Annotated in this window: 19 protein-coding genes; 11 read left to right on the top strand and 8 right to left on the bottom strand. The window is 66.5% G+C overall.

Annotated features, from left to right (window positions below):
* Nucleotides 1-77 precede the first annotated feature (77 nt).
* The 7 genes from EYE42_RS07760 to EYE42_RS07730 all read left to right on the top strand — a co-directional run bounded on the left by EYE42_RS07760 (nucleotide 78) and on the right by EYE42_RS07730 (nucleotide 7,523).
* A complete protein-coding gene (locus EYE42_RS07760) occupies nucleotides 78-458 on the top strand; it encodes a MerR family transcriptional regulator (protein ID WP_130990739.1) in 381 nt (126 codons plus the stop codon).
* 120 nt (nucleotides 459-578) lie between these two features.
* On the top strand, nucleotides 579-986 hold the full coding sequence (locus EYE42_RS07755; protein WP_130990738.1) for a MerR family transcriptional regulator: 408 nt from the start codon (nucleotides 579-581) through the stop codon (nucleotides 984-986).
* Nucleotides 983-2,755 (top strand): acyl-CoA dehydrogenase C-terminal domain-containing protein, encoded by a 1,773-nt coding sequence (locus tag EYE42_RS07750; RefSeq protein ID WP_130990737.1) that lies wholly within the window; start codon nucleotides 983-985, stop codon nucleotides 2,753-2,755. Before EYE42_RS07755 ends, EYE42_RS07750 begins: the two co-directional genes overlap by 4 nt.
* 271 nt (nucleotides 2,756-3,026) lie before the next feature.
* Complete coding sequence (locus EYE42_RS07745) at nucleotides 3,027-3,668, top strand: glutathione S-transferase family protein (protein ID WP_130990736.1); 642 nt, start codon at nucleotides 3,027-3,029, stop codon at nucleotides 3,666-3,668.
* Nucleotides 3,665-4,876, top strand: coding sequence for an acetyl-CoA C-acetyltransferase (locus tag EYE42_RS07740; RefSeq protein WP_130990735.1), 1,212 nt, complete (start codon nucleotides 3,665-3,667; stop codon nucleotides 4,874-4,876). Before EYE42_RS07745 ends, EYE42_RS07740 begins: the two co-directional genes overlap by 4 nt.
* Nucleotides 4,876-5,343, top strand: a complete 468-nt coding sequence (locus EYE42_RS07735; RefSeq protein ID WP_130990734.1) for a cupin domain-containing protein — start codon at nucleotides 4,876-4,878, stop codon at nucleotides 5,341-5,343. The genes EYE42_RS07740 and EYE42_RS07735 overlap by 1 nt, the downstream gene beginning before the upstream one ends.
* Nucleotides 5,340-7,523, top strand: coding sequence for a 3-hydroxyacyl-CoA dehydrogenase NAD-binding domain-containing protein (locus EYE42_RS07730; RefSeq protein ID WP_130990733.1), 2,184 nt, complete (start codon nucleotides 5,340-5,342; stop codon nucleotides 7,521-7,523). The genes EYE42_RS07735 and EYE42_RS07730 overlap by 4 nt, the downstream gene beginning before the upstream one ends.
* Nucleotides 7,524-7,585: 62 nt before the next feature.
* Here EYE42_RS07730 and proB read toward each other — a convergent pair whose 3' ends face one another.
* Both proB and obgE read right to left on the bottom strand, forming a co-directional pair.
* Nucleotides 7,586-8,698 (bottom strand): glutamate 5-kinase, encoded by a 1,113-nt coding sequence (proB, locus tag EYE42_RS07725; RefSeq protein WP_130990732.1) that lies wholly within the window; start codon nucleotides 8,696-8,698, stop codon nucleotides 7,586-7,588.
* A complete protein-coding gene (gene obgE / locus EYE42_RS07720; protein ID WP_130990731.1) occupies nucleotides 8,686-9,720 on the bottom strand; it encodes a GTPase ObgE in 1,035 nt (344 codons plus the stop codon). The genes proB and obgE overlap by 13 nt, the downstream gene beginning before the upstream one ends.
* Before the next feature lie 108 nt (nucleotides 9,721-9,828).
* Between obgE and EYE42_RS07715 the strand changes: the two genes are divergently transcribed.
* The 4 genes from EYE42_RS07715 (at nucleotide 9,829) to EYE42_RS07700 (ending at nucleotide 14,647) form a co-directional block, all read left to right on the top strand.
* Nucleotides 9,829-11,229 carry a protein adenylyltransferase SelO gene (locus tag EYE42_RS07715; protein ID WP_130990730.1) on the top strand — a complete coding sequence of 467 codons (1,401 nt, stop codon included), beginning with the start codon at nucleotides 9,829-9,831 and terminating at the stop codon, nucleotides 11,227-11,229.
* An 80-nt stretch (nucleotides 11,230-11,309) separates the two neighbouring features.
* Nucleotides 11,310-11,987 (top strand): endonuclease/exonuclease/phosphatase family protein, encoded by a 678-nt coding sequence (locus tag EYE42_RS07710; RefSeq protein WP_246020643.1) that lies wholly within the window; start codon nucleotides 11,310-11,312, stop codon nucleotides 11,985-11,987.
* Nucleotides 11,988-12,055: 68 nt separating this feature from the next.
* Nucleotides 12,056-13,330 carry a phosphopyruvate hydratase gene (eno, locus tag EYE42_RS07705; protein WP_130990728.1) on the top strand — a complete coding sequence of 425 codons (1,275 nt, stop codon included), beginning with the start codon at nucleotides 12,056-12,058 and terminating at the stop codon, nucleotides 13,328-13,330.
* A gap of 195 nt (nucleotides 13,331-13,525) precedes the next feature.
* Nucleotides 13,526-14,647, top strand: coding sequence for a TRAP transporter substrate-binding protein (locus EYE42_RS07700; RefSeq protein ID WP_130990790.1), 1,122 nt, complete (start codon nucleotides 13,526-13,528; stop codon nucleotides 14,645-14,647).
* A gap of 57 nt (nucleotides 14,648-14,704) precedes the next feature.
* Here EYE42_RS07700 and EYE42_RS07695 read toward each other — a convergent pair whose 3' ends face one another.
* The 6 genes from EYE42_RS07695 to selD all read right to left on the bottom strand — a co-directional run bounded on the left by EYE42_RS07695 (nucleotide 14,705) and on the right by selD (nucleotide 20,622).
* Nucleotides 14,705-16,645, bottom strand: a complete 1,941-nt coding sequence (locus EYE42_RS07695; RefSeq protein WP_130990727.1) for a TRAP transporter large permease — start codon at nucleotides 16,643-16,645, stop codon at nucleotides 14,705-14,707.
* On the bottom strand, nucleotides 16,642-17,286 hold the full coding sequence (locus EYE42_RS07690) for a TRAP transporter small permease subunit (protein ID WP_130990726.1): 645 nt from the start codon (nucleotides 17,284-17,286) through the stop codon (nucleotides 16,642-16,644). Before EYE42_RS07690 ends, EYE42_RS07695 begins: the two co-directional genes overlap by 4 nt.
* Nucleotides 17,287-17,392: 106 nt before the next feature.
* The gene (locus EYE42_RS07685; RefSeq protein WP_246020639.1) at nucleotides 17,393-18,106 is read right to left on the bottom strand and encodes an adenosylcobinamide-GDP ribazoletransferase; all 714 of its coding nucleotides are present in this window, start codon (nucleotides 18,104-18,106) and stop codon (nucleotides 17,393-17,395) included.
* Complete coding sequence (cobT, locus tag EYE42_RS07680) at nucleotides 18,099-19,052, bottom strand: nicotinate-nucleotide--dimethylbenzimidazole phosphoribosyltransferase (protein ID WP_130990724.1); 954 nt, start codon at nucleotides 19,050-19,052, stop codon at nucleotides 18,099-18,101. Before cobT ends, EYE42_RS07685 begins: the two co-directional genes overlap by 8 nt.
* Nucleotides 19,039-19,566, bottom strand: coding sequence for a bifunctional adenosylcobinamide kinase/adenosylcobinamide-phosphate guanylyltransferase (gene cobU, locus EYE42_RS07675; RefSeq protein ID WP_130990723.1), 528 nt, complete (start codon nucleotides 19,564-19,566; stop codon nucleotides 19,039-19,041). The genes cobT and cobU overlap by 14 nt, the downstream gene beginning before the upstream one ends.
* Nucleotides 19,567-20,622: a selenide, water dikinase SelD gene (gene selD / locus EYE42_RS07670; RefSeq protein ID WP_130990722.1), complete on the bottom strand. Its 1,056-nt coding sequence runs from the start codon at nucleotides 20,620-20,622 to the stop codon at nucleotides 19,567-19,569.
* Between the last annotated feature and the right edge of the window lie 143 nt (nucleotides 20,623-20,765).

Raw genomic sequence — 20,765 nt, 5'->3', positions numbered from 1 at the left:
CCCGACGTAACGGCGGGCCGGTTGAGCGCGGGGCCATCCCGAGATAGCCTTTGTCGCAAGACCATGCGGAGGGACCGATGCCGGGCGATCAGACCATCAGCTTCAAGGACATGTGCGCGCGTTTCGACGTGACACCCCGGACCCTGCGCTATTACGAATACCTGGAATTGCTCAGCCCGGTCCGCCAGGGTCGCCTGCGCTTCTATACCCCGCGTGAAATCGCGCGGATGACCCTGATCCTGCGCGGCCGCCGTTTCGGCTTTTCGCTCGAGGAGATCCGTCAGTGGCTGCTGATCTATGAACAAAGGGGCTCGCGCGAACAGTTTCAGGTCTGGCTGGAACTTGCCGACCGGCAGCTTGGCGTTCTGGACCAGCAGATCAAGGACTTGCAGGCGGCGCGGGCCGATCTCATGGCTCTGCGCGAAACCGCTGCCCAGGACCTGCGCAAGATGGGTTGACCCTGCGTCATACATCGCCTTGACTCGTCGTGACGCGGCGTCCCGCTTACGTTTGCGTCAACTTGGCCCTATATCGACGGTCAAGGACGGCAGACGGTGCACGAGGAGGAGCCGCGAACCATGTCCGAGGAGCTGATGACGATTCGCCAGATGTGCGATGCGTTCTGCGTGACCCCCCGCACGCTGCGTTTCTACGAGGCGCGCGAGCTGATCTTTCCCGAACGTCGCGGGCAGCATCGCCTGTATGACCGCCGGGACAGGGCCCGCCTGACGCTGATCCTGCGTGGCAAGCGTTTCGGATTCAGTCTCGAGGAAATCCGCCAACTGCTCGAACTCTACGAGCCGGGCGGGACCAACAGCGCCCAGATCGCCGCGACCATCGGGGTCGGGCGTCAGCGTCTGGCGGACATGGAACGCCAATATGCTGAGCTGAGCGAGGCGATCGCCGATCTCAGGGTTCAGCTTTCCGACGCGGAACATCGCCTTGCCGCCCAGTCCAAAGCCAGAAGCACAGGGTCAACGCCATGACGATCTACATTCCGCCCGTCCGTGACATGCAATTCGCGCTGCATGACGTGCTGAAGCTTTCGCAGTCCGGCCTGCCGGGCCACGAGGATCTGGAACCAGAGTTCACCGAGGCCATCCTGGAGGCCGCAGGCAAGCTGGCGGCCGAGGTTCTGGCGCCGCTGAACGCGGTGGGCGACCGGCAGGGCTGCCGCCTGGAAAACGGCGTGGTGCACACGCCCGAGGGATTCGACCGGGCCTTCGCGGCGATGAAGGAGGGCGGCTGGACGGCCCTGGATTGCGACCCCGACTATGGCGGCCAGGGAATGCCCTATGTCATGGGCGTTGCCACGGGCGAGATGTTCGTGTCCGCCAACATGGCCTTCAACATGTATCAGGGCCTGACCCACGGCGCCTATTCCGCGATCCATGCCCATGGCACCGAGGAGCAAAAGCGGACCTATCTGCCCAGGATGGTCAGTTGCGAATGGACCGGCACGATGAACCTGACCGAACCCCACAGCGGCACCGATCTGGGCATCCTGCGCACCAGGGCCGAACCCCAGGACGACGGCAGCTACCTGATCACGGGGCAGAAGATCTTCATTTCGGCCGGCGACCACGATCTGGCGGAAAACGTCATCCATCTGGTTCTGGCCAAGGCGCCCGGCGGGGGCGAGGGAACCAGGGGGATCAGCCTGTTCATCGTGCCCAAGTTCCTGGTGAACCCTGACGGCAGTCTTGGCGAACGCAACGGCGTGTCCGTGGGCGCGCTGGAACACAAGATGGGCATCCACGGCAATGCCACCTGCGTCATGAACTATGACAATGCCCGCGGCTGGCTTCTGGGCGACCTGCACAAGGGGATGCGGGCCATGTTCACCATGATGAACGAGGCCCGCCTGGGCGTCGGGCTGCAGGGCTACGCCTGCGCGGTCCCCGCCTATCAGAATGCCGTCGCCTATGCCAAGGACCGCCTGCAGGGCCGGGCGGTCACGGGTGTCGCCAATCCCCGGGGTGCTGCCGACCCGCTGATCGTGCATCCCGATATCCGCCGCAGCCTGATGGACCAGAAATCCTTCCTGGAAGGCGCGCGGATGCTGGTCCTGTGGGGCGCGCACATGATCGACAAGGGACATAACGGCGACGCCGATGCCGAGGGGCTCGTGTCGCTGATGACGCCGGTGATCAAGGGGTTCCTGACCGACAAGGGGTTCGAATCGACGGTGCTGGCCCAGCAGGTCTTTGGCGGCCACGGCTATATCGAGGAATGGGGAATGTCGCAGTTCGTCCGCGACGCCCGCATCACCATGATCTACGAAGGCGCAAACGGCGTGCAGGCCCTGGATCTGGTCGGCCGCAAGCTGGCCCAGGACGGCGGCAAGCATGTCATGGCCTTTTTCGAGATGGTCAAGGCGTTCTGCAGGCAGCACAGCGAAAGTGCTGTCGGAGACGATTTCATTGCGCCTCTCAAGGCCGCTTCCAGGGATCTGCAGACCGCCGCCATGTTCTTCATGGAACGGGGCATGAAGAACCCCAACGATGCCTTGTCTGGCAGCTATGACTTCATGCACCTGTTCGGGCATGTCACGCTTGGCTTCATGTGGGCGCAGATGGCCGTGGCAGCCCAGGCGGCCCTTGAGGCCCAATCCGGCGATACAGCGTTTTTCAAGACCAAGCTGGCCACCGGACGCTATTACATGCAGCGGCAGTTGCCGATGACGGCCACGCATCTGGCCCGCATCCAGTCTGGCGCTGCACCGGTGATGGAACTGGAGGCCGAGGCGTTCTGAACCGGACCGAGAGAGGAGAGGCCGAATGGGTATTTGGACAACGAAGAAGCGGATGCGTCCCGGCCCCTCCAGCCTTCCGGCCGGTTTGGCATGTCTCAGCCAGGAACCGGGACGACTTCTCCGTTGACGGTCATCGGCTCCCCAGCCTGTACCGTGCGGCCAGCCTGGCGGATACGGGTTGAAAAATGGTTAAGCCACGCGCCTTCTTCGTTGCGAAAAATACCCCGCGGGGGTCCGGGGGCGCGAAGCCCCCGGTGGATGGAGGAACAGAATGACCGCGCAACTCTGGTGCTTTGGTGAATCCGGCAATGCCTACAAGGCGGCGCTGACGATGGAACTGGCGGGCTATGACTGGACGCCCGTCTATGTGGACTTCTTCAATGGCGAGGCGCGCAGCCCGGCTTTCCATGCGATCAATGCCATGGGTGAGGTGCCGGTCTTCCGCGAGGGCGATCTGACCCTGACGCAATCGGCCGTGATCCAGATCCACATTGCCGAGCGGACCGGAAAATTCCTGGGCCCTGATCGGAACGAAACCCTGCGCTGGCTGATGTTCGACAATCACAAGCTGTCGGGGCAGGCAGGCCCGGCCCGTTTCCTACTGAACTTCCTGCCTGCAGACAAGCGCCCTGCCGGGGCGGCCGAATATCTGCAGGGCCGCCTGAAGGCGGCCTACAGGGTTCTGGACGACCACCTGTCCGCGCGCGACTGGATTGCAGACGCCGCCCCCACCATCGCCGATTTCGCCTGCTGCGGATACCTGTTCTATCCCGAGCCCTTCGGTTTCGACCGCAAGGCCTGGCCCCATATCGACCGCTGGCTGGATGGCATCGCCGCCCTGCCCGGCTGGAAACACCCCTATGACCTGATGCCCGGCAACCCATCGGACCGGGCGCCCAAGGAGGACGCATGACCGACGCATTCATCTATGACGCGGCCCGCACGCCGCGCGGCAAGGGCCGCCCCGATGGCAGCCTGCACGAAGTGACCTCTCTGGCGCTGTCGGCCCGGCTGCTGAACGCAATCAAAGAGCGTAATGGCCTTGAAGGCCACGCGGTCGAGGATGTGATCTGGGGCAACGTCACCCAGGTCAAGGAACAGGGCGGCTGCCTGGCGCGGTCCGCCGTGCTGGCCTCCGACCTGGACGAACGCATTCCCGGCCTGTCGATCAATCGCTTCTGTGCATCGGGCATGGAGGCCGTGAACCTGGCCGCCAACCAGATCCGGGGCGGCGCGGGACAGGCCTATATCGCCGGGGGCGTCGAGATGATGGGCCGCGTGGCCATGGGCAGCGACGGCGCGGCCATTGCGGTCGATCCCTCGCTGGCCATGAAGACCTATTTCGTGCCGCAGGGGATCAGCGCCGACATCATCGCCACCGAATACGGCTTCACCCGCGAAGAGGCCGACAAACTGGCGGTCGAAAGCCAGCGGCGCGCGGCGCAGGCCTGGGACGAGGGCCGGTTCGACAAATCCATCGTGCCGGTCAGGGACCAGAACGGCCTGACCATCCTGGACCGCGACGAATACATGCGTCCCGGCACCACGATAGAGGATCTGGCCAAGCTGAAGCCCGCCTTCAAGGACATGGGCGAGGTGATGCCGGGATTCGACAAGGTGGCGATGCTGAAATATCCGCATCTGGACCGGATCGACCATATCCACCACGCCGGCAACAGCAGCGGCATCGTGGACGGCGCCGCCGCCGTGCTGATCGGAAACGAGGAATTCGGCAAGGCCCACGGCCTGCGCCCCCGTGCCCGCATCCGCGCCACCGCCAAGATCGGGACCGACCCCACCATCATGCTGACCGGCCCGGTTCCCGTGACCGAGAAAATCCTGGCCGACAGCGGCCTGTCGATCGGCGACATCGACCTGTTCGAGGTGAACGAGGCCTTTGCCGCCGTGGTCCTGCGCTTCATGCAGGCGTTCCAGGTCGATCCCGCCCGCGTCAACGTCAATGGCGGCGCCATGGCATTGGGGCATCCGCTGGGCGCGACGGGCGCGATCATCATCGGCACGCTGCTGGACGAACTGGAACGGCAGGACAAGAATATTGGCCTTGCCACCCTGTGCATCGCGTCGGGCATGGGCGCGGCCACCATCATCGAGCGGGTGTGATGATCCTGCGCAAGGACAGCGTGCCTGTGACCGAGGCTGTGTCAGACTATCCCGAACCCTACAATCTGGGGCGCGGTTTCCTGTCCTATCGCCACCTGACCGAGGCTGGCGGGCTGACGCAGTTTGGCGTTGCGCTGGAAACCCTGCACCCCGGCAAGCAGTCGAGCCAGCCGCACTGGGAACAGCACGATGACGAGTTCCTGTACATACTGGAAGGCGCCCTGACGGTGATCGAGAACGGCGTGCCGACGATCATCCATCCGGGCGATGCCTGCTGCTGGAAGGCCGGGACGGCCGTTGCGCATACTTTGAAGAACAACACTGACCAGCCGGCGGTCTATCTGATCGCGGGCAGCCGGAACCCCGAAAACATCTGCCGTTATCCGGGCCTCGACCTGCTGGCTACGCCGCAGGGATACACGCATCTGGACGGCACCCCCTACCCGACGAAGGGAGAGAACGAATGACCGATTTCACCATGCAGAAACACGCCGATGGCGTCGCGATCATCACCTGGGACGTGCCGGGCAAGTCGATGAACGTGCTGTCGATGGAGGGCGCCTCCGAACTGGACGCGCTGATCGACGATGCGCTGGCGGACCAGTCCGTCAAGGGCATCGTCATCACCAGCGGGAAAAAGGACTTTGCCGCCGGGATGGACCTGAACGTCATCGCGCAGATGAAGCAGGGCGGCGCGCAGGCGGTGTTCGACGGCATCATGTCGCTGCACCATGTGCTGCGCAAGATCGAGCGTGCGGGCATGGACCCCAAGACGCTGAAGGGCGGCAAGCCCATCGCGAGCGCCTTGCCCGGCACCGCGCTGGGCATCGGGCTGGAACTGCCGCTGGCGACACATCGCATCTTTGCCGCCGACAACGCCCGCGCCAAGATCGGCCTGCCCGAGATCATGGTCGGCATCTTTCCCGGCGGCGGCGGCACCATCCGCCTATCGCGCAAGCTGGGTGCCATGGCCGCCGCGCCCTATCTGCTGGAAGGCAAGCTGTCCGACCCCAAAAAGGCCAAGGCCGCCGGCCTGATCGACGAGGTTGTCGCCGATCCATTGGCCGCGGCGCGGGACTGGGTGCTGAATGCCACCGCCGCCGATCTGGTCAAGCCCTGGGATGCCAAGGGCTACAAGATGCCCGGAGGCGAGCCGTTCCATCCGGCAGGCTTCATGACCTTTGTCGGCGCCTCGGCGATGGTCAACGGCAAGACGATGGGCGTCTATCCGGCCGCCAAGGCGCTGCTGTCGACGGTCTATGAGGGCGCGCAGGTGCCCTTCGACACGGCGCTGAGGATCGAGGCGCGCTGGTTCACCAACGTCCTGATGAACCCGTCCAGCACCGCGATGATCCGCAGCCTGTTCATCAACAAGGAGGCGCTGGAGAAAGGTGCCAACCGTCCCCGGGCGCCGGACCAGACCGTGCGCAGGGTGGGCATCCTGGGCGCGGGCATGATGGGCGCGGGCATCGCCTATGTCAGCGCCATGGCGGGGATCGACGTTGTGCTGATCGACGCGGCCCAGGCCAGTGCCGACAAGGGCAAGGCCTATTCCGAAAGCCTGCTGGACAAGGCCATCAGCCGCAAGACATCGACTCCCGAGAAAAAGGCCGAGGTGCTGGGACATATCACCGCCACCACCGACTATGCCGCCCTCGAGGGCTGCGACCTGATCGTCGAGGCGGTCTTTGAAGACCTGCAGGTCAAGGCCGAGGTGACGAAAAAGGCCGAAGCCGTGATCCCGCAGGACGCGATCTTCGCCACCAACACCTCGACCCTGCCGATCAGCGACCTGGCGAAAGCCAGCAGTCGCCCGGACCAGTTCATCGGCATCCACTTCTTCAGCCCGGTGGACAAGATGGCCCTTGTCGAAATCATCAAGGGCCGCGAGACCGGTGCCCGCGCCGTCGCCAAGGCGCTGGATTTCGTGCGCCAGATCCGCAAGACGCCTATCGTGGTCAACGACGCCCGCTTCTTCTACGCGAACCGCTGCATCATCCCCTATATCAACGAAGGCATCCGCATGGTTGCCGAAGGGGTGAACCCGGTGCTGATCGAAAATGCCGCCAAGCTGATGGGGATGCCGCTGGGGCCGCTGCAACTGGTCGATGAGATTTCCATCGACCTGGCGGTCAAGATCGCCAAGGCCACCCGTGCGGGCATGGGCGAGGACTATCCCGACGGCGCCGTGGACGAGGTGCTGTTCTGGATGGCCGATCAGGGCCGACTGGGCCGCAAGTCGAACGCAGGCTTCTATGCCTATGGCGAGGACGGCAAGCGGCAGGGCTTCTGGGACGGGCTTGCGGCGCGCTATCCCCAGGCCGACGACCAGCCGGATCTGACCACCGTCCAGCACCGCCTGATGTTCATCCAGACGCTGGAGGCCGTCCGCGCCTTCGAGGAGGGCGTTCTGGAGGATATCCGCGAAGGCGATGTGGGGGCAATCCTCGGCTGGGGTTTCGCGCCGTGGTCCGGCGGGCCGTTTGCCTGGCTGGACATGCTGGGCGCCGCCCGCGCCGTCGAGATCTGCGGCCGGTTGACCGCCGAACAGGGCGACCGCTTTGCCGCGCCTCCGCTGTTGCGCGATATCGCCACAAGCGGCCAGACCTTCTATGACCGCTATGGCGGCGGCAAGAAGGCGGCGTGATCCCGGCAGGCTGAAACCCGCCGCCCCGCCCGCAAGGTCGGGGCGGGACGGCGCGGCCGCTGCTACAGCGCCATGTCGTCGCGATGAACCAGCGCGGCGCGGCCCGGATAGCCCAGAAGCTCCTCGATCCGCGCGGATCGGTGACCGGCGATGCGCCGCGCCTCGTCGGCGGTATAGCGGCACAGGCCAGTGGCCAGCGTTTCGCCCGCGGGGCCGGTGATGGCCACGGGATCGCCCCGCCCAAAGTCGCCGATCACCGTGCGCACCCCTGCGGGCAGAAGCGACTTCCCTCGGCCCAGTGCCTCGACCGCCCCCTCGTCCAGGACCAGGGCCCCCTTGGGCTTCATCGCCGCGATCCAGCGTTTGCGCGCGGTCTGGGGATCGCTTTCGGGCAGGAACCAACTGCACCGGGCGCCGCTGGCCACCGCCGACAAGGGCCGCAAAACCGAGCCTTCGGCGATGGCCATGGCGCAGCCCCCCGCGATGGCCGTGCGCGCCGCCATCAGCTTGGTCTTCATCCCGCCCTTGGACAGGCCCGATACGGGATCGCCGCCCATGGCCTCGATCTCGGGGGTCAGATGCTCGATCAGGGGCAGATGCCGGGCGGTCGGGTCGGTTTTGGGGTTGGCGGTGTAAAGCCCGTCCACGTCCGACAGCAGCAGCAACTGGTCGGCACCGCAGGTCACGGCGATCTGCGCGGCCAGCCGGTCGTTGTCGCCAAAGCGGATCTCGTCGGTGGCGACCGTGTCGTTTTCGTTGACGATGGGCACGACCCCCAGGCCCAGCAGCGTCTGCATGGTCGCCCGGCTGTTGAGATAACGGCGCCGGTCCGCGCTGTCCTCCAGCGTCAGCAGCACCTGGGCGGTCGTGACGCCGTGGGGGGCCAGGGCCTCCTCATAGGCGCGGGCCAGCCGGATCTGCCCGACGGCGGCAGCGGCCTGGGCCTGTTCCAGCGGCAGGGCACCGGCGGGCAGGTTCAGCACCCGGCGCCCAAGCGCGATGGACCCCGACGACACCAGCACCACATCGCAGCCCCGCGCGCGCCACAGGGCCACATCGTCGCACAAGGCCCGCAGCCAGTCGCCGCGCAGCCCCTGCGCGTCCACCAGCAGCGCCGAGCCGACCTTGACGACCAGCCGCCGCGCCCCGGTCAGGGACGGGCTTACGGCTGCCATGGCGCCTCGGGCTCGGTGCGTGCCGCCGCATGGCGGGATGGCTCGATCCGCGTCCACAGGGCGCGCAGAACCTCGGTCACGCCCAGCCTGGCTACGCCGGACATCAGCAGGACCGGACCGCCGATCTCGGCCTCCAGCCCGGCCTTGCGCTCGGCGATGGTCTCGTCGTCCAGGGCGTCGATCTTGTTCAGTGCCGTGACGCGGGGCTTTTCCATCAGCACGGGGGAATAGGCCGCCAGTTCGGTCAGGATGGTGCGGGCGTCGGCCGCCACGTCGTCCGAGGTGCCATCGACCAGGTGCAGCAGCACCCGCGACCGTTCGACATGGCCCAGGAACTGATCGCCCAGGCCCCTGCCCTCGCTGGCGCCCTCGATCAGGCCGGGGATGTCGGCCATGACGAATTCATGGCCGTCGATGCCGACCACCCCCAGGTTCGGGTGCAGCGTCGTAAAGGGATAATCGGCGATCTTGGGCCGGGCGTTGGACACGGCGGCCAGGAAGGTGGATTTCCCGGCATTCGGCAGGCCCACCAGCCCCGCGTCCGCGATCAGCTTGAGCCGCAGCCAGATCGTGCGTTCCACCCCCGGCTGGCCAGGATTGGCGGTGCGCGGGCTACGGTTGGTCGAGGTCTTGAAATGCAGGTTTCCCCAGCCGCCATTGCCGCCGCGCGCCAGCAACACCCGCTGGCCGGGTTCGGTCAGGTCGGCGATGACGGTTTCCTCGTCTTCCTCGAGGATCTCGGTCCCGACCGGCACCTTCAGCACGACATCATCCGCCGACTTGCCGGTCATCTGGCTGCCCATGCCGTGCTGGCCGGATTTCGCGAAGAAATGCTGCTGATAGCGGAAATCGATCAGGGTGTTCAGCCCCTCGACCGCCTCGGCCCAGACGTCGCCGCCATTGCCGCCGTCGCCGCCGTCGGGACCGCCGTATTCGATGAACTTCTCGCGCCGGAACGACACGCAGCCCGCACCGCCCCCGCCCGAACGGATATAGACTTTGGCGAGGTCGAGGAATTTCATGGGCAGGCTCCTTTGGGGATGATGCGATACGCGCTTGGTCCAAGGCACGCAAGGGTGCGGTCTGGCAATGCGGCCGACATGCCCTATCTAACGGTGGAGGAGACAGCGATGATCCATTTCGACAACAGCTATGCCCGTCTGCCGCAGGGGTTCTATGCCCGTGTCGCGCCCACGCCGGTGGCACAGCCCCGGCTTTTGGCCCTGAATGACGCCCTGGCGCGGCGGTTGGGCCTGGACATCGACTGGCTGACCGGCCCGGACGGCGTGGCGATGCTGGCGGGCAACGACATTCCACAGGGGGCCGATCCGATCGCCCAGGCCTATGCCGGCCACCAGTTCGGCGGCTTCGTGCCGCAGCTTGGCGACGGCCGCGCCGTTCTTCTGGGCGAGGTCGTGGCCCCCGATGGCGCGCGCTTCGACATCCAGTTGAAGGGCAGCGGGCCGACGCCCTTTTCCCGGCGCGGCGACGGGCGGGCCTGGATGGGTCCGGTGCTGCGCGAATATGTCGTCAGCGAATTCATGAATGCCATGGGGGTGCCGACCACGCGGGCCCTGGCGGCGGTGGCCACGGGGGAAACGGTGTGGCGCGAAAGCGGGCTGCCCGGCGCCGTCCTGACCCGGGTTGCCGCCAGCCATATCCGCGTCGGCACCTTTCAGTATTTCGCCGTGCGGGGGCAAGAGGAGGCGCTGGCGGCCCTGACCGATCATGTCGTCGCCCGCCATTATCCGACGGCCAACGGTCCGCTGTCGCTGCTGGATCATGTCGTGGCGCGGCAGGCGGAAACCATCGCGCACTGGATGGCGCTTGGCTTCATCCACGGGGTGATGAATACCGACAACATGGCGGTGTCGGGCGAAACCATTGACTATGGTCCCTGCGCCTTCATGGATGCCTATCACCCGGACACGGTGTTTTCCTCGATCGACCGGGGCGGGCGCTATGCCTGGGCGCAGCAGCCGCAGATCGCGGTCTGGAACCTGGCGCAACTGGCGACATGCCTGATTCCCCTGATGGGCGACCGCGACGCCGCCGTCGAAGCCGCGACGAAATCCGTCCACAGCTTTGCGCCGCTTTATCAGGCCGCGTGGAGGCGCCGCTTCGGCGAAAAGCTGGGCCTGACCGATGCGGAAAAGGCGCAGCCCCTGGCCGAACGCCTGCTGACGATCATGGCGCAGCAGCGCGCCGATTTCACCCGCGTCTTTGCCGGCCTGTCCGACGGCACCGCCCGCGACGAATTCGTTGACCGCGACGCCTTTGACGACTGGCACAGGGACTGGCAGGCGCTTTCCCCTGATGCGGACCTGATGCGCCATGCCAATCCCTTGCGCATTCCCCGCAACCACCGGATCGAGGACGCCATCGCCGCAGCCCTTGCCGACGACCTGTCGCCGTTCCGCCGCCTGTTCGACGCCGTGACCCATCCCCGCGACAGGCGCGAGGACTGGAACGATCTGGCCGCGCCGCCGCGCAGCGACCAGATCGTCCATCAGACGTTCTGCGGCACCTGACAGCCGGGATTTCAACGATGCCCCTTGCGGCAATCCCCCCCGCGGCTATCCTGCGGAAAGCGCAAAAGGTTTGATTTTTGTTGAGACTGGCAAGCTACAATCTGCACAAATGTCGTGGCCTGACCGGCCCGCACGCGCCGGAACGCAACCTTGCCGTCATCGCCGCCCTGAAACCCGACATCATCGCCCTGCAAGAGGTCGATTTCCGGCTGGGCGCCCGTCCCGAGGCCCTGCCCCGCCGCCTGATCCGTGACGCGACCGGGCTGGTCCCCGCAGACATGGCGACCACGGGCGAAAATTCCCTGGGCTGGCACGGGCAGACGATCCTGATGCGCCCCGACCTGGCCGAACAGGCGGTGCTGCGCCGCCTGCCCCTGCCGGGGCTGGAGCCGCGCGGCGCGGTCGTGCTGCGCCTGCCCCGGCTGACGGTGATCGGCGTGCATCTGGGGCTCGCGCGATCCTCGCGCCGGGCGCAACTGGCGCGGATCACCGCGCAGGCGGCGCGGATCGCGGACGACAACATCGTGCTGATGGGCGATTTCAACGAATGGCACGACAGCCGCGGGCTGGAATCGCTGACGGGATTCCGGGTCGTCGCCCCCGGCCCGTCCTATCCCGCCCCGCTGCCGCAGTTCCGGCTGGACCGCATCGCCATGTCGCACCATCTGACCCTGCTGCGGCATGGCGTCTTTACCGGTGCCGCGGCGCGTGAGGCATCCGACCACCTGCCGATCTGGGCCGAGATCGAGCAGCCCTGAAGTTTCGGCTTCCGGCCTGCCCTTGCGGTCGCTAAGAAGGCGCCGACACGAAACATCAGGGGGCACCCATGACCGCCATCATCGACATTTTCGCGCGCGAGATTCTGGACAGCCGGGGCAATCCGACGGTCGAGGTGGATGTGACGCTGGAAGACGGCACCATGGGCCGGGCCGCGGTGCCCTCGGGGGCGTCCACAGGCGCGCATGAGGCGGTGGAAAAGCGCGACGGCGACAAGGCCCGCTACATGGGCAAGGGCGTGCTGGAGGCCGTGGCGGCCGTCAACGGCGAGATCGCCGAGAACCTAATCGGCGAGGATGCGACCGAACAGCGCGCCATCGACGCGATGATGTGCGAACTGGACGGCACCCCGAACAAGGGCCGTCTGGGGGCCAACGCGATCCTGGGCGTGTCGCTGGCGGTGGCCAAGGCTGCGGCTGACGCCTGCCAGCAGCCGTTGTACCGCTATGTCGGCGGCACCGCCGCGCGGATTCTGCCGGTGCCGATGATGAACATCATCAACGGCGGCGAACATGCCGACAACCCCATCGACATCCAGGAATTCATGATCATGCCGGTTTCCGCGGAGAACATCCGCGACGCCGTGCGCATGGGGTCCGAGGTGTTCCACACGCTGAAAAAGGAACTGTCGGCGGCGGGCCTGGCGACCGGCGTGGGCGACGAAGGGGGCTTTGCCCCGAACCTGTCGTCCACCCGCGACGCGCTGGATTTCATCCTGCGCGCCGTGGAAAAGGCCGGCTACACGCCGGGCGACGACATCATGCTGGCGCTCGATTGCGCCGCGACCGAATACTTCAAGGATGGCAGGTATGAACTGGCGGGCGAAGGCAAATCGCTGTCCTCGGCCGAGAACGTGGACTATCTGGCCGCGCTCTGCGGCGACTATCCGATCCTGTCGATCGAGGATGGCTGCGCCGAGGATGACTGGGACGGCTGGAGGATGCTGACCGACCGGCTTGGCAGCCGCGTGCAACTGGTGGGCGACGACCTGTTCGTGACCAACCCCCGCCGTCTGGCCGAGGGGATCGAAAAGGGCTGCGGCAACAGCCTGCTGGTCAAGGTCAACCAGATCGGCACCCTGTCCGAGACGCTGGACGCCGTGCGCATGGCCGACCGGGCGGGCTATACATCGGTGATGTCCCACCGGTCCGGTGAGACCGAGGATGCGACCATCGCCGATCTGGCGGTGGCCACCAACTGCGGCCAGATCAAAACCGGCAGCCTGGCGCGGTCGGACCGGCTGGCAAAATACAACCAGTTGATCCGCATCGAGGAAATGCTGGGCGCCACCGCCGAATACGCCGGGCGCAGCATCCTGCGGTAAACGTCGGCCTGCTGCAGACAAAGGCCGTCCCCGCGCGGATGCCGGGGACGGTTTCATTTTTTCGGGCAGAGGCGTGCTGGCCCCTCGACAGGCGGCAATCACCGGCTAAACTGCACCTCATTCGGGGGGCGACCCCGTTGGGCAACGATCCCGATTGCCCTTATCGGAGGAGAGTTTATGAAAGATTCCAGTAACCTGCACCGCAGGTCGTTTCTGACCAAGGCGTCGGTCGGTGGCGTTGCCGCGGCGGCCGGGGCCACCCTTGCGGCCCCCGCAATCGCTCAGGAAGCCCCCACCATCAACTGGCGGTTGGCCTCGTCCTTTCCCAAATCGCTGGACACGATCTATGGCGGCGGCGAGGAACTGGCACAGCGGCTGCGCGAAGCGTCTGACGGCAAGTTCAACATCCAGGTCTTTGCCGCGGGCGAGATCGTGCCCGGTCTGGACGCCATCAATGCCGCCGCCGATGGCACCGTGGAAACGGCGCATTCGGTCGGGTATTACAACTGGGGCAAGAACCCGGCCTTTGCCCCCGGCGCCGACCTGCCCTTTACCTTCAGCGCGCGCGCCAAGAACGCCTATAACTATCAGGGCGGCGGGATCGACCAATACAACCAGTTCCTGGAAACCCAGGGGCTTGTCGCCTATCCCTGCGGCAATACCGGCGCACAGATGGGCGGCTGGTACCGCAAGGAGGTGAACAGCGTCGCCGACCTGCAGGGCCTCAAGATGCGCATTTCCGGCCTGGCCGGTCGCGTAGTCGAAAAGCTGGGCGTGGTTCCGCAGCAGATCGCGGGCGGCGACATCTATCCGTCGCTGGAAAAGGGCACCATCGACGCCGCCGAATGGGTCGGCCCCTATGACGACAACAAGCTGGGCTTCCAGAAGGTCGCACCCTATTACTACTACCCCGGTTTCTGGGAAGGCGGCCCGACGGTCAGCTTTTTTGCCAACAAGGCGAAGTACGACGAACTGCCCGAAAGCTACAAGGCGCTGCTGCGCACCTGCTGTCAGGCGACCGACCAGAACATGCTGGCGAAATACGACTACAAGAACCCGACCGCGCTGAAGGAACTGGCCGCATCGGGTGCGCAGTTGCGATCGTTCAGCGAAGAGATCCTGAATGCCGCCTTTGCCGCCGCGAACGAGGTCTATGCCGAGCTGTCGGCAGAGAACGAGGATTTCAAGCGGCAGTACGAGGCGCAGTTGCAGTTCCGCGACGACTGGTATCTGTACAGCCAGACTGCGGACTATACCTATGACACCTTTATGATGATCCAGCAGCGCAACGGCAAGCTGACGCCGAACCAGGGCTGACTGCCGTCATCGACAACAAGGAAAAGGCCGGGCATTCCGCCCGGCCTTTTCTGTTGGTCAGTTACCGCCGCCGAGGCCGGGCGGCGGACCGCCCAGCCCAAGCCCGCCCGAGGATGGGGCCGGCTGCGGCGTTGCGGGGGCCGTCCCCTCGGCGGGCGCGGGCGTGGCGGGTGCCGTACCCTCGGCCGGGGCGGGTGCGGGTGCAGGCGCGGGTGCCGGCGTCGCGGGCGCGCCCAGGCCGGGCGGTGGGCCGCCCAGCCCGCCCAGCCCGCCAGAGGGCGCCGTGCCGCCATCGCCGGCCGGGGCCTGCTGCTGGCCGAAGGGCGACCCGCCCAGGCCCCCCAGCGTGCCGAAGCCGCCGCCGCTGCCGCCCGAACTGCCCAGGTTGCCCGCCGGAATCTCCAGCCGGATGTTCGAGGTATCGACCGGAGCCCCCTTGTAGTGCATGACCATTCCCGGAAAGGCGATCACCACCCCGATCATGACAAGCTGGATGCACACGAACGGCACCGCGCCCCAGTAGATCTGGCCGGTCTTGACCGGCGCCATGCGAAGCCCCGTCACCTTGTCGATGTAATCCGCCTTGGGCGCCACCGACCGCAGATAGAACAGCGCAAAGCCGAACGGCGGGTGCATGAAGGCGGTCTGCATGTTCACGCCCAGGATCACCCCGAACCAGATCAGGTCGATGCCCAAGGCCTCGGCCGCGGGGGCCAGAAGGGGCACGATGATGAAGGCCAGTTCGAAGAAGTCCAGAAAGAAGGCCAGCAGGAACACCAGGATCGACACGACGATCAGGAAGCCGTATTCGCCCCCCGGCAGCGAGGTCAGCAGGTGTTCGACCCACAGGTGCCCGTTCACGCCGTAGAAGGTCAGCGAAAAGACCCGCGCACCGATCAGGATGAACATCACGAAGGCCGACAGCCGCGTCGTCGCATAGAGCGCCTGCCGGATCACGTCCATCGACAGGCGGCGCTTGATCCCCGCCATGAACAGGGCGCCGACGGCCCCCATGGCCCCGCCTTCGGTCGGTGTGGCGATGCCCAGGAAGATCGTTCCCAGCACCAGAAAGATCAGCGCCAGCGGCGGGATCAGCACGATGATGACCTGCTGGGCCAGCCGCGACATCATGTTGATGCCGCTGGCCTTGTCGATCAAGGCGACGACATAGATCACCGTGACCGCGATCACCAGGCCCCAGATGGGCGCGTCGCCCGCGTGTTCCGGTCCCAGCCAGCGCGTCGTCAGCCAGAAGATGCCCCCGGCGATGGCCAGGGCCACGGCCAGCGAGGTGACGCCGGACCCCAGCGTCCGCGCCTCTTTCGGAAGGGCGGGCAGGTAATGGGGACGGATGATCGACATGAGGAAGATGTAGGACATGTAGAACCCGGTCAGCACCAGACCGGGGATCAGCGCGCCCTTGTACATGTCGCCCACCGACCGGCCCAACTGGTCGGCCAGCACGATCAGCACCAGCGAAGGCGGGATGATCTGCGCCAGGGTTCCCGATGCCGCAATGGTGCCTGACGCGATCCGCCGGTCATAGCCATAGCGCAGCATGATCGGCAGCGAGATCAGGCCCATGGCGATCACCGACGCGGCCACGACGCCCGTCGTCGCCGCCAGCAGCGCGCCGACGATGATGACCGCATAGGCAAGCCCGCCGCGGATCGGGCCGAAAAGCTGGCCGATGGTGTCCAGCAGATCCTCGGCCATGCCGGATTTTTCCAGCACGATCCCCATGAAGGTGAAGAAGGGAATGGCAAGCAATGTCTCATTGGCGACGACCCCCCCGAAAAAGCGGTCCGGCAGGGCGCCCAGCAAGGGCCAGGACAGGTTGATCGAACCGCCCGACAACGGCGCCAGTTCCACGCCCACGACGAAGAACAGCAACCCGTTCGCGGCCAGCGCGAAGGCCACCGGATAGCCCAGCAGCAGAAAGACGATCAGCGAAACGAACATGATCGGCGCCATGTTCTGCGCAATAAGTTCCATCATGTGCGGTCGTCCTTGCGCGTCCCGTCCACCGGCAGGTCGGTCAGGGGGTGGTTCGGGTCGGCGAAACCGGCCTGTTTCAGCAATTCCTCGTCCAGATCCAGCGGAGCATGGTGCCCCATGGGGGCGTTATAGTCGGGGATGATGCCCCGCATCACGGCGATCTTCTTGATGATCTCTGACAGGCCCTGCAGGAACAGCAGCACGAAACCCGTGAACAGCAACGCCTTGGCGGGCCACAGCATCAACCCGCCCGAGTTCATCGACATCTCGCCCGTGCGATAGGACCGGGCAAGCCAGGGCCAGGTCAGCCACAACGTCAGCAGTACGAAGGGCATCAGGAAAAAGACATGTCCGAACAGCTCGATCCAGTGCTGGACCCGGCGCGACCAGGCGGTAAACACGATGTCGATGCGGATGTGTTCGTTTTCCAGCAGGGTATAGGCCGCCGCCAGGAGGAACGCGCCGCCATACAGATACCACTGCAATTCCAGCCAGGCGTTGGACGAGACGCTGAAAACCTTGCGGATGATGGCGTTGGTGGCGCTGACGAAGATCGCCAGCAGGATCAGCCAGGACACGTTCCGGCCGATCACGGTATTGACGCGGTCAATGCCGCGCGACAGGGCCAAAAGGCCGCTCATGGATGATCCTCCCCCTTGACCGGCCGTTTCAGGGACTGGCCAGCCGTTATCTTGTGGCGGTATGCGCCAAGGGAAAAAACCGGTCAAGGTTCTCGCGACGCGGCCCTTACGTCAGCCATGCAAACACCAGCAGCATGGCCGTTTCGCAGCACACCGAAGCCGCACCCAGGACATCGCCGGTCTGCCCGCCGATCCAGCACCGGGCCTGCCGGATGATCAGAAACAGGACAATGATCGCCGCCATCGCCGCGACAGGACCATCCGTTCCCGTGGGAAGCAGGATCAGACAGGCCAGACCGACGGCCGCCCCGGTCGTGGCGAGGCCGGGCCGGCCTGCGCCATGCCCCAGACCGTCGCGCCGGACCGCGGGCAGCATTCGTGCCGCCACGACCGCCGCCGTCCGCCCCCCTGCCGCCGACGCGATCAGCGCGGCAGGGCCGACCACCGACAAGGCGGCGATCCGCAGCGCCGAGATGCAGATCAGCGCCATCGTTCCATAGGCGCCCAGATGCGAATCGCGCATGATCCGCAACCGGTCCTGCACCGTGCGTCCGCCGGCGGCATCGGCGAAATCGGCCAGGGCATCCTCGTGCAGGGCGCCGGTCAGCCAGACCGACAGCGCCAGCGACAGCGCCGCCTGCACCAAGGGCGGGCCGTCCGCCATCAGCGGCAGGGCCGCGATCACGCCGACGACCGCCCCCGCCAGGGGAAAGGCCCACATGGCCGGGGCCAGGGGCATGGCCCGCGGCGGCAGAAGGCGGCCCAGCGGCAGGCGGGTCAAAAAGACAACTGCCAGGCAAAGCTGGTTCAGCCTAACCAATCCCGGCCTCGGCAAAGGTGGCCATGCCGTCATGGCAGGCAACGGCCGCGCGCAGGATCATCAGGGCGATGGCCGCCCCCGACCCTTCGCCCAGCCGCAGGTCCAGCGACAGGACGGGCTGCTTGTCCAGACAGGCGATCAGGCGGCGATGGCCGGGCTCGGCGCTTTGGTGTCCGATCAGGCAGTGGACCAGGGCGTCGGGATCGTCGCGGGTCAGCACGGCGGCGGCGGCGGTGCAGATAAACCCGTCAAGGATCACCGGGATGCCTTGATGACGCGCCGCCATGACCGCGCCGCAGATTGCCGCCTGCTCGCGCCCGCCAAAGGCCATCAGGGTTTCGGCGGCTGTCGTGGGGCGATGCCGTGCCAGACCCGCATCGACCGCCCGCAGCTTGTTGGCAAGAATGTCGCCCGTGGCGCCGGTCCCCGGCCCCACCCAATCCGCCGCTCCTCCCCCCCAGACCGAGGCCGCAAGCGCGGCCGCGACCGTCGAGTTGCCGATGCCCATTTCGCCCAGAATCAGCACGTCGGCCTGGGGATTGACCGCATTGGCGCCGATATGCATGGCCTCCTCGACCTCGGGCCGTGTCATGGCCGGACCCTGGGTGAAATCCGCGGTCGGGCGGTCGAGATCCAGGGGGATCGCCGTCAGGTCCGCGCCCGCGACGCGGCAAAGCTGGTTGATCGCCGCGCCGCCGGCATCGAAATTGCGGACCATCAGCCCGGTCACCGCAGCGGGAAAGGGATTGACCCCCTGCGCCACCACCCCGTGATTTCCGGCGAACACAAGGGCCTGCGCGTGATCCAGCCGGGGGCGGGCGCGACCCTGCCAGCCCGCCATGAACACGGCCAGATCCTCGAGCCGGCCCAGCGATCCGGGGGGTTTGGTCAGGCTGTCCTGACGCGCGCGGGCCTGGGCGGCGGCGGCGCTGTCAAAGGACTTCATCGGGATCGTCCTTTCCGGGCTTCAGGCGCAGCGGCTGTCCGCTGACGGCCATCCAGACCTGGTCGGCCGCAGCAGCGATGGTCTGGTTCATCCAGCCATGACGGTCGCGGAAACGGCGTGCCACGGCGTTTGCGGGCACGATTCCCTGGCCCAGTTCGTTCGTCACCAGCACCACCGGCGATTGCATGGCGCGCAATGTCCCGGCCAGCCGGGGAATATCGGCATCCTCGCCGCAATTGGCCAGCCACAGGGTCAGGCAATCGACCAATCGCGCCCCCGCACCATCGCTGCGGCGCAGGGCTTGGACCAGATCGGCCGGCTCCTCGATGACCTGCCAGCCCGCGCCGCGCCGCTGGCGGTGCAGGTCGATCCTGGCGGCCATCTCGGTGTCGCGCGCCTCGGCGGTGGCGATATAGACGGGCGTGCCGCCATGGCGCAGCGTCAGACGCTCGGCCAGGGCCGACTTGCCGGACCGCGCGCCGCCCGTCACAAGGGTGACATGCCCGTGGGCCATCTAGGCGACCAGCAGCCGGCCCGGTCCCGGCGCGGCGCGCCCGATCACGGCGGCCTCGTCAAAGCCATGGTCGCGAAAGATCGCCAGGACCGCATCCGCCTGGGCGGGCGCGCAGGCGACCAACAGTCCGCCGCTGGTCTGCGGATCGGTCAGCAGGGCCCGGTCCTGGGGCGTCAGGGGGTCGGCCAGCGTCACATCGGCCCCATAGCTGGCCCAGTTCCGCCCCGAGGCGCCGGTCACATGGCCCGCACCTGCCAGCGTGCGCACCTCTGGCAGAAACGGCACCGCCCCCCAGTCCAGATGCAGGTCGCAGCCCGACCCCCGCGCCATTTCCAGCGCGTGTCCGGCCAGGCCAAAGCCGGTCACATCCGTCATGGCGTGAACATCGGGCAGCCGGGCCAGGTCGGGGCCGGGGGTGTTCAGGCGGGTCGTGGCGCCGATCATGGCCGCATAGCCCCGGTCGGACAGCAATCCCTTTTTCAGGGCTGCCGACATCACCCCCACGCCCAAGGGCTTGCCCAGGATCAGAACGTCGCCGGGCCGCGCGCCGCAATTGCGCTTGACGTGGCCGGGATCGACGATGCCCAGGGCGACAAGGCCATAGATCGCCTCGACCGAATCGATGGTGTGGCCGCCGCCGATGGGGATGCCCGCATCGCGGCAGGCCATGGCGCCGCCCTCCAGAATCCGCGCAATGGTTTCCGGGGACAAGGTGTTGATCGGCATTCCCACCAGTGACAGCGCCATGATCGGCGTCGCCCCCATGGCATAGACATCGCTGATCGCGTTCGTGGCGGCGATCCGCCCGAAATCCAGCGGATCGTCCACGATCGGCATGAAAAAGTCGGTCGTCGCAACCAGGGCCTGCCGGTCGTTCAGGCGATACACGGCGGCATCGTCCGAGGTTTCGATCCCGACCATCAGCGCCTCGGGCACGGGCAGCATCGCCGTGCCGCGCAGCAGGCCGGTCAGGACACCCGGCGCGATCTTGCAGCCGCAGCCGCCGCCATGGGACAGCGATGTCAGGCGCGGTTCGGATTTCTGCAGGTCATCCATCGGCAATCCTTTCGCCCAAGCGTTCCGAAAGGTCTCTAGCAGCGAAAGCCGGTCCGGTTCCAGTTCTTATGCTGCCGGGGGCAGGCAGGGCCTGCCCTCTGGTCGCGGGGGGCATTTGGCCCTATCAGGGGCGCGGACCGCAA

Source organism: Paracoccus subflavus (assembly GCF_004310345.1).
GTDB classification, from domain to species: Bacteria; Pseudomonadota; Alphaproteobacteria; order Rhodobacterales; family Rhodobacteraceae; genus Paracoccus; species Paracoccus subflavus.
Note: the sequence above shows the minus strand (reverse complement) of the source record. Positions and strands in the feature narration are given on the sequence as shown.

What these genes read in the sequence shown, in the direction of transcription:
- EYE42_RS07760 (WP_130990739.1), top strand. Translation starts at nt 78, where the DNA reads ATGCCGGGCGATCAGACCATCAGCTTCAAGGACATGTGCGCGCGTTTC.
- EYE42_RS07755 (WP_130990738.1), top strand. Translation starts at nt 579, where the DNA reads ATGTCCGAGGAGCTGATGACGATTCGCCAGATGTGCGATGCGTTCTGC.
- EYE42_RS07750 (WP_130990737.1), top strand. Translation starts at nt 983, where the DNA reads ATGACGATCTACATTCCGCCCGTCCGTGACATGCAATTCGCGCTGCAT.
- EYE42_RS07745 (WP_130990736.1), top strand. Translation starts at nt 3,027, where the DNA reads ATGACCGCGCAACTCTGGTGCTTTGGTGAATCCGGCAATGCCTACAAG.
- EYE42_RS07740 (WP_130990735.1), top strand. Translation starts at nt 3,665, where the DNA reads ATGACCGACGCATTCATCTATGACGCGGCCCGCACGCCGCGCGGCAAG.
- EYE42_RS07735 (WP_130990734.1), top strand. Translation starts at nt 4,876, where the DNA reads ATGATCCTGCGCAAGGACAGCGTGCCTGTGACCGAGGCTGTGTCAGAC.
- EYE42_RS07730 (WP_130990733.1), top strand. Translation starts at nt 5,340, where the DNA reads ATGACCGATTTCACCATGCAGAAACACGCCGATGGCGTCGCGATCATC.
- proB (WP_130990732.1), bottom strand. Translation starts at nt 8,698, where the DNA reads ATGGCAGCCGTAAGCCCGTCCCTGACCGGGGCGCGGCGGCTGGTCGTC.
- obgE (WP_130990731.1), bottom strand. Translation starts at nt 9,720, where the DNA reads ATGAAATTCCTCGACCTCGCCAAAGTCTATATCCGTTCGGGCGGGGGC.
- EYE42_RS07715 (WP_130990730.1), top strand. Translation starts at nt 9,829, where the DNA reads ATGATCCATTTCGACAACAGCTATGCCCGTCTGCCGCAGGGGTTCTAT.
- eno (WP_130990728.1), top strand. Translation starts at nt 12,056, where the DNA reads ATGACCGCCATCATCGACATTTTCGCGCGCGAGATTCTGGACAGCCGG.
- EYE42_RS07695 (WP_130990727.1), bottom strand. Translation starts at nt 16,645, where the DNA reads ATGATGGAACTTATTGCGCAGAACATGGCGCCGATCATGTTCGTTTCG.
- EYE42_RS07690 (WP_130990726.1), bottom strand. Translation starts at nt 17,286, where the DNA reads ATGAGCGGCCTTTTGGCCCTGTCGCGCGGCATTGACCGCGTCAATACC.
- cobT (WP_130990724.1), bottom strand. Translation starts at nt 19,052, where the DNA reads ATGAAGTCCTTTGACAGCGCCGCCGCCGCCCAGGCCCGCGCGCGTCAG.
- cobU (WP_130990723.1), bottom strand. Translation starts at nt 19,566, where the DNA reads ATGGCCCACGGGCATGTCACCCTTGTGACGGGCGGCGCGCGGTCCGGC.
- selD (WP_130990722.1), bottom strand. Translation starts at nt 20,622, where the DNA reads ATGGATGACCTGCAGAAATCCGAACCGCGCCTGACATCGCTGTCCCAT.